Source organism: Flavobacterium sp., assembly GCF_039916025.1.
In the GTDB taxonomy this organism is placed as follows: Bacteria; Bacteroidota; Bacteroidia; order Flavobacteriales; family Flavobacteriaceae; genus Flavobacterium.
Genome location: NZ_JBDSMB010000025.1, coordinates 1 through 8130 on the forward strand (window position 1 = coordinate 1; position 8130 = coordinate 8130).

The 8130-nt window shown below is 36.0% G+C and carries 6 protein-coding genes; 4 read left to right on the plus strand and 2 right to left on the minus strand.

What is annotated here, in order from left to right:
- Window positions 1–8 precede the first annotated feature (8 nt).
- The 4 genes from queA (at window position 9) to ABIQ27_RS01460 (ending at window position 5972) form a co-directional block, all read left to right on the plus strand.
- Complete coding sequence (gene queA, locus ABIQ27_RS01445) at window positions 9–1058, plus strand: tRNA preQ1(34) S-adenosylmethionine ribosyltransferase-isomerase QueA (protein ID WP_348031381.1); 1050 nt, start codon at window positions 9–11, stop codon at window positions 1056–1058.
- Window positions 1059–1297: 239 nt separating this feature from the next.
- Window positions 1298–2581 carry a kynureninase gene (kynU, locus tag ABIQ27_RS01450; protein WP_348031371.1) on the plus strand — a complete coding sequence of 428 codons (1284 nt, stop codon included), beginning with the start codon at window positions 1298–1300 and terminating at the stop codon, window positions 2579–2581.
- Between the two features lie 77 nt (window positions 2582–2658).
- Entirely contained in the window at window positions 2659–4722 is a 2064-nt protein-coding gene (locus ABIQ27_RS01455; RefSeq protein ID WP_348031373.1) for a T9SS type A sorting domain-containing protein, read from the plus strand.
- 161 nt (window positions 4723–4883) lie between these two features.
- Window positions 4884–5972 carry an agmatinase family protein gene (locus ABIQ27_RS01460; protein WP_348031375.1) on the plus strand — a complete coding sequence of 363 codons (1089 nt, stop codon included), beginning with the start codon at window positions 4884–4886 and terminating at the stop codon, window positions 5970–5972.
- Window positions 5973–5978: 6 nt separating this feature from the next.
- On the opposite strand, the gene ABIQ27_RS01465 is transcribed toward ABIQ27_RS01460, so the two are convergent.
- Entirely contained in the window at window positions 5979–6992 is a 1014-nt protein-coding gene (locus ABIQ27_RS01465; RefSeq protein WP_348031377.1) for a hypothetical protein, read from the minus strand.
- A gap of 27 nt (window positions 6993–7019) precedes the next feature.
- Window positions 7020–7943, minus strand: coding sequence for a hypothetical protein (locus ABIQ27_RS01470; RefSeq protein WP_348031379.1), 924 nt, complete (start codon window positions 7941–7943; stop codon window positions 7020–7022).
- Window positions 7944–8130: the final 187 nt, after the last annotated feature.

Sequence of the window (8130 nt, forward strand, 5' to 3'; positions counted from 1 at the left end):
ATTCTTATATGAAATTATCTCATTTCCAGTTCAATCTTCCAGCCGAATTATTAGCTGAATTTCCAGCAGAAAACAGAGACGAAGCCAGATTAATGGTTGTCAACAGAAAAAACAAAACTATTGAGCACAAAACATTCAAAGACATTATCGATTATTTCGACGATGGCGATGTGATGATTTTGAACAATACCAAAGTTTTTCCGGCTCGTATGTATGGAAACAAAGAAAAAACAGGAGCGCGTATTGAAGTTTTCTTATTAAGAGAATTGAATGCAGAGCAACGTCTTTGGGATGTTTTAGTTGATCCCGCCCGTAAAATCAGAATTGGTAACAAACTTTATTTTGGCGATGATGATTCACTAGTAGCTGAGGTAATTGACAATACTACTTCACGTGGAAGAACATTGCGTTTCTTATATGATGGTTCGTATGAAGAATTCAGAAGAAAATTAACCGAACTTGGAGAAACTCCAATTCCGAAATACATAAACAGAGAAGTAACGGAAGAAGATGCAGAACGTTACCAAACTATTTATGCCAAAGAAGAAGGCGCAGTTGCTGCTCCAACCGCTGGTTTGCACTTTTCTAAACATCTTTTAAAGAAATTGGAAATCAAAGGAATCAACTTTGCTGAAGTAACATTACACGTTGGTTTGGGAACATTCAACCCAGTTGAAGTTGAAGATTTATCAAAACACAAAATGGACTCAGAAGAGTTAATCATCACTCAGGAAGCCTGTGATATTGTCAACAGCGCTAAGGTTAGAAAGAGTAAAATTTGTTGTATCGGAACAACTTCAATGCGTGCTATTGAAAGTTCAGTTTCATCACAAAGAACCTTGAATCCTTTTACAGGCTGGACAAATAAATTTATTTTTCCACCTCACGATTTTAGCATTGCTGATTGTATGGTAACAAATTTCCACACACCAAAATCAACTTTATTAATGATGGTTTCTGCGTTTTGTGGTCATGACTTAATGAAAAAAGCATACGAAGAAGCAATCAAAGAAAAATACCGTTTCTATTCTTATGGAGACGCAATGTTGATAATCTAATCATATTGATTCATATATAAATCCCGACAGTAATGTTGGGATTTTTTTTGGAGCGAATGGCTCGGGCTTTTTCAATAAACCATGTTCCTGCTATCCGCGCTACATGGTAGCTAGCTCCTATCAGGGCTAAAGACAAACTTCGGTTTCAAATTTTCTTTTCTCTTTGTTCTTTTCTCTTTGTTCTTTTTTCTATTTTTGTACAGACAAGGCATTGCCTTGTCTCTTCCTAAATTAAAAAAATGATATTCCAAAATACACGTGAATTTGCACAACAACTCGACACGCAGGACGAATTAAAACACTATCGCAACGAATTCCTATTTCCACAGCACAACGGCAAAAATGTAATTTATTTTACCGGAAACTCTTTGGGATTACAGCCAAAACGCACCAAACAATATGTTGATGAGGTAATGAATGATTGGTCAAGCCTTGCTGTCGAAGGACATTTCTATGCCAAAAAGCCTTGGTGGGATTATCACGAACGATTTGCCAATCCGTTGAGTAAATTGGTAGGAGCAAAACCTTCAGAAGTTACGGTGATGAATACCTTGACAGTAAATTTACATTTGCTGATGGTGTCATTTTACCAACCTACAAAAACACGTTACAAAATCATTTGCGAAGAAAAAGCATTTCCTTCCGATCAATATATGTTTCAAAGCCAGGTTCATTATCGTGGTTATAAAACAGAAGATGCGATTGTAGAAATTAAAAGAAGAGAAGGCGAGCATAACATTCGCTTAGAAGATATTTTGGCCAAAATTGATGAGGTTGGCGATGAGTTGGCTTTGGTATTAATTGGTGGCGTCAATTATTACACAGGTCAGGTGTTTGACATGAAAACCATCGCCGAAGCTGGTCATAAAGCAGGTGCATTGGTAGGTTTTGATTTAGCGCATGCAGCCGGAAATATAAAATTAGAATTACACGATTGGGATATAGATTTTGCCGCCTGGTGTTCTTATAAATATATGAATTCCGGACCGGGAAATGCTTCGGGCTGTTTTATTCACGAAAAGCATCATGCCAACAAAGATTTGGCGCGATTTGGAGGTTGGTGGTCACAAAATAAAGAAAGACGTTTTTTGATGGAACCAAAATACGACCCAATTGTCGGCGCTGATGGCTGGCAGGTGAGTAATCTGCCAATATTGTCTTTGGCTCCGTATTTAGCTTCTGTAGAAATGTTTGCCGAAGTAGGAATGGAAAAGCTTATCACCAAAAGAAATAAAATAACTGCTTACTTAGAATTCATTTTGCATGAAATTGATAATGAGACTGAAGGCACAGATTTCGAAATAATAACGCCAGCGAATCAGGTAGAGAGAGCTTGCCAACTTTCCGTTTTTCTTCACGGACAAGGAAGAAGCCTCTTCGAATATTTGATGAAAAATGGTGTAATCACCGATTGGCGTGAGCCCAATGTAATCCGATTAGCACCAGTGCCTTTTTACTGTTCGTATGAAGACATGTATGATTTTGGACAAATACTAAAACGAGGAATTTTAACAGCAAAATAATTTGATTTCTGAAAAACAATTCGTTGATTTGCAAATCCTTATTAACAAATACCACCAAATTAATTTAAATTAAAAAAATGAAACTAAAATTACATTTCGCAACTTTAGCATTAACTGTAATTTCATTTTCCGGCTTTGCCCAAGTTTCCGAAAACGAAGGCGTTGCAAGACAATGGATATCAACTCATGCGACTGACTTAAGAATTAAACCTACTGACGCTTTCAAACTTTCATTTGTTTTTAAAAGTGATGCCGGAGAAACTCTTCGTTTCCAACAAATGATGAATGATGTACCTGTGTACCAGTCAGAAATTGTAGTAAACTTCAATCCGGCTAAAGAGCTTGTATATACTACCGATTCATATAAAAACGAAATTCAGAATATTGCTACAACGCCAGGTATTTCTAAAGAAGCTGCATTAGATGCATCCAAAGAGAATCTGAAATTTACCTGCGAATATACGGTTGCTGAAAATAATCTATTTGTTACCAGCGTAAATGACCAGACTAAATTAGTTTACAGAGTTGTTACAAATCCACAAAGCGGTAATGGAAGCTGGGTGGTTTTGGTTGATGCACAAACTGGAAGCATATTAAGTACCTATGACGAGGCAATTTATCATCATAAAAAATCTTTTGGAACTGCAAAAGCAAGTCCACCAGTAACTCCATTGGCTCCTTTTGCTTATACAACAGGAACTGCTATGGTATATTTGACAAATCCTTTATCTGCAGCACATGTTGCTTATGGAGCAACAGGTTATGTTGATGGTAACGATTTGAATACAACACAATTGGCAAATGCTAGAGCAGCAGTAACGCTACAGGAAATTGATTTGACTTCAGGAGTATACAGATTAAGAAGTTCTTTTGTAGATATTTCTGATTTTGAAGCACCAACTACAGGTGTATTCACTCAGGCAACAAGCGCATTTAGCTTCACCAGAGATAACAATGCTTTTGAAGCAGTAAATATTTTTTATCATTTAGATGAAGGTTTAAGATACATCAACACCACATTGGGAATTAATTGCAGACCATCTTTAAATGGTGGAGTTCTTAGATTTGATTCGTCAGGGTTAAACGGAGCAGATAACTCACATTACTTACCTTCTAGTGATTCATTAGCTTTTGGAGAAGGATGTGTGGATGATGCTGAAGACTCAGATGTTATTATGCACGAATTCGGACATGGAATACACGACTGGATGACCAATGGAAATACATCGCCATATATTGGAGAAGGTAATGGAGATTATTGGGCTCAATCATATCACAGAAGTTTTAACCAATTGTTATCTACAGATGCAGCATACCAATGGATGTTCAAATGGGATGGACATAATGTTTGCTGGTCAGGAAGAACCACTGATTATGGTGGATACTATCCAGGTGATTTAGTTGGATTGCAGGGTGGTGCAGCCCATACTGACGGACAGGTTTGGGTTACAGTTTTAATGCAGATTTACGATATAGTTGGTAGAACAAAAATGGATAAAGCATTCCTGAATGGTTTAGCATTGACTACTTCTTCATCTAATCAACAAACTTCTGCAATAGCAGTAAGACAGGCTGCAATCAATTTGAATTACCCATGTGCGGATATTCAGGTATTTACAGAAAGATTCACAGACAGAGGATATACGATGCCGGCTTTAGCATTGACAATGGCTGTAATTGCTGATCAAACAGTAGTTGCTGGTCCAGGGAATACATATACATTACCAAGCTATGCGACTTTGGCTAATCCAATAACTCAGAACTGTGATGCTGCTCTTACACAATCACCAATTGTTGGTACTGTTTTAGCGCCTGGAACTTATCCAATCACTATGACTGCTACAAGCGGTACAACTGTAATAAGAACATTCCAGCTTACTGTAACTCCATTCTTAGGAATTGATGAATCAGTTAAAAATCACTTTGTATTATATCCTAATCCAGCTGCGAATATATTAAACGTTAAAGGTGATTTTGATAGTGAAGAAAGTGTAACTATCTACAATATGTTAGGACAAACAGTTTTGACAAAAGCGGTAACTTCTAATGAAGAAAGTATTGATATTAGTTCTTTAGCAAAAGGGATTTACAATGTGTATTTCAATAATGCCAAAGTATCTTATAAATTCATAAAAGAATAAATCAAAAATATAGAATTAAGAAAAGCCATAATGCGAAAGTATTGTGGCTTTCTTTTTTATATCCATACCAAAAATACTTTGCAATCCCGAAGTTTCGGGATAACTTTGCCAAAATATAGTACAAACAAGGCATGCCTTGTCTCTTCGTAAATAAATAAAAAATGACCAAACAACAAATCATAAATGCTTTCGATCCAAGCCAGCCAGGGTTGGCGGATGCCACCATTTTTGGATTACCATTTTCGGCAGAACAGTCAGAAATCATTATTGTTCCTGTGCCATGGGAAGTAACTGTGAGTTACGGCGCCGGAGCTTCGGATGGTCCGGAAGCGGTTTTGGACGCCTCATTTCAGGTAGATTTGAACCATCAGGACTTTCCTGAGTTATGGAAACTTGGAATGTATTATGATGAAGCACCTGAGCATTGGAAAATAAATTCAAATAGTTACAAAGCATTAGCGCAACCTATAATCCAGGCACTTGAAAAAGGAGAAGATTTAAACAATCATCCAAGTTTGCTTTCAGATTTAGAAGCAATCAACAAAGTATGTCGCGACCTGCATTCTGAAGTCAAGGAAAAAGTATTATTCTGGATGAAACAAGGTAAAAAAGTTGCGTTGCTTGGCGGCGATCATTCCACACCATTGGGCTATTATGAAGCGTTGGCTTCGATACACGATGATTTTGGAATATTGCACCTCGATGCCCATATGGATTTGCGTATTTCTTATGAAGGCTTTACCTATTCTCATGCATCGATAATGTATAATGCTTTACAGATTCCTCAAATCTCAAAAATAGTTCAGGTTGGTATTCGCGATTTCAGCGAACAGGAAGTTGAAGTTGCCCAACAGTTAAACGGAAGAGTTTTAATTAACACAGATGCCGATTTAAAATCCGAAACTTTTGGAGGCAAAACCTGGGCTGAACAATGTGAGGCTATTATTGCAAGTTTACCACAAAAAGTACATATCAGTTTTGATATTGATGGAATGTATCCTTGGTATTGCCCAAATACAGGAACACCGGTTCCTGGTGGATTTTCGTTTGAACAGGCGACTTATTTGTTTAACAAATTGGCAGGAAGTGACAGGGAAATAATAGGCTTCGATTTAGTAGAAGTAGCACCGGGAGAAAATGATGATTGGGACGGCAACGTTGGCGCCCGAATGTTATTTCACATGTGTGGCGTTCTGGCAAAGAATAACAGATTGGATGTTGGTGAGAAAATCAACTTTCAGAGAAAATAAAAATTATTATTTAGAAATTAATCCTGAAGATTGTTTTTTTGGTGTTTCGCCATTTCCTTTAGCTAAGTCCTGATCCATAGAAATCACAGATACTGAATTATGTATCTGACCATTAGTTTCAACAAGTCGCGAGTGTGTTATAAAAAATGTTTTGTTGTTTTTTTTCCAGGTATAGTCAGTTGTGCTGTTTGAGCTGTAACCGGCTGTTGGTGTTTCTTTTGTCGTTACAATTGGATCAAAGTTAAACTCCTTTTTTAAAGTGTTTACGATGTCCAAAGCAATTTTTTGTGAGACCTGATCATTTTCTGTCCGTACATCATAAATGCTTCCAATAACATTTACATAATAACCTATAGTCCTATTGTTTTTTAGGAAAAATGAAACAAATGCTTCAAAAGCAACTCCATCTTTTCGGGCAATGACATAGTCATAAGTATCATCTGTTTTGTTTTTGATTTTATAATGCTTTTTAAAAAGAGGATAAGCATTGATGGTTTCCTCTAAAGTTAACCCCATTTTATATTCTTTATTATAAACAAAGTTCATGAAATTTTCTTCGTCTCTTTTTTGATTAGCAATCACATCCAACTTCCGGGATTCATCGGCTTGTGCATATTGTTTTTTCTGGGTTTCGAATTCCTGAATCGTATTGGGTAATGATTTCAGCTTTTCAGAAATCTTGTAGATGTCTTTATACTTTTCTTCATTGTTGGGCAATTTGCTATAATCGGCTAAATACTTGGCTGCTAATTTTTTGGTATTTCCAATAATGGCAAACTCGCCAAACGGATTTCCTTCAATAATTTTAGATTGAGCGCTTATTCTAAGATATAAGATTTTAGGATTTGTGGTTTTTAACATAGTTTCCACTTCCTTTAATTTGCTTATGGTCAACTCATAATTTGCGGCTGAATAAGCTTCTTCTGCTTCTTCATATTTCAATACAGCAATATTGTTTTGGGCAAAAGTAGATTGAGCAGTTATAATAAGTAATAGGGTTAATGCAGCTATTTTTTTCATGATATGTTTGGGATAAATATTTAAAGATTATTTGGCTAAGTCTTGGTCAACGGAAGAAATTGATTCGGTTACAGAAATACTGCCCGAAAGCATTACGACAGTCATCTGAGTTAATTCGATGCTTTTATTATTTTTCTTCCATATATAAGTTGCCGTTTTAGCAGACTGAAAATAAGGAGATAGACCTTCTTCTTTTATAGTAACCACGGGTTCAAAATTTAAATCCTTATTTATTTTCCGCATAGCATTGGAAAAATCATTAATGATAATCATATAACCGATGGCTTTATTGTTCTTTATGAAAAAGCCAGCAACGTCATTAGAGCCATATCCTTCTTTTGAAAATATAGCATAATCAAAACTTCCTCTTGTGACCTGTTGGGTTGCGTTTTTAATATATTTTTTATAACGAGGGTATTCTTTAATAGTCTCCTGTAATGTGAGGCCAATTTTTAACCCCTCGATGTAGACATAATTCCTGAAAGCTTCTTCATATTTAAGCTTATTGTTTACTTCTTCTTTTTTTCTTTCGGCAGAATCAATCTCTATCTGTTTCTTTTTTAAATCGAAATCCTGAGTTGTAGCTGGAAGTGATTTTAGTTTTTCAGAAATCTTATAAATATCCCTATACTTATCTTCATTGTTTGGCAAACTTTCATAGGCTTTTAAATACTTTGTGCTTAAAATCCTTGTATTACTAACCAAATCAAAATCTTCATACGGATTCTCGGCAATAATTTTAGATTGAGCGCTTATTCTAAGGTATAAGATTTTAGGATTTGTGGTTTTTAAAAGTGTCTCTACTTCTTTTAATTTGCTTATGGTTAACTCATAGTTTGTAGCTGAATAAGCTTCTTCTGCTTCTTCATATTTCAATTTTGCAATAGTGTTTTGCGCAATTGCAAAATGAGCGTTAAGCAGCAGTAGGGTTATGGCAATTATTTTTTTCATTCTTTTCAATTAAATTGAATTAGTTGTTTTTGGCCTGAGCCGCTTTTGTACGCCATATTTCGGCGATCCTTTTGTCTTTTTTTACCCCATATCCATTTTGGTAGATATCTCCCATTTTCTCCATCGCTTTGTAGTTGTTGCTTTCGACTGCTTTTAAAAACCAGGTCTGAGCCTCGGCATAATTTTG

Coding starts and splice junctions, on each gene's coding strand:
- queA (WP_348031381.1), top strand. CDS start 9: ATGAAATTATCTCATTTCCAGTTCAATCTTCCAGCCGAATTATTAGCT.
- kynU (WP_348031371.1), top strand. CDS start 1,298: ATGATATTCCAAAATACACGTGAATTTGCACAACAACTCGACACGCAG.
- ABIQ27_RS01455 (WP_348031373.1), top strand. CDS start 2,659: ATGAAACTAAAATTACATTTCGCAACTTTAGCATTAACTGTAATTTCA.
- ABIQ27_RS01460 (WP_348031375.1), top strand. CDS start 4,884: ATGACCAAACAACAAATCATAAATGCTTTCGATCCAAGCCAGCCAGGG.
- ABIQ27_RS01465 (WP_348031377.1), bottom strand. CDS start 6,992: ATGAAAAAAATAGCTGCATTAACCCTATTACTTATTATAACTGCTCAA.
- ABIQ27_RS01470 (WP_348031379.1), bottom strand. CDS start 7,943: ATGAAAAAAATAATTGCCATAACCCTACTGCTGCTTAACGCTCATTTT.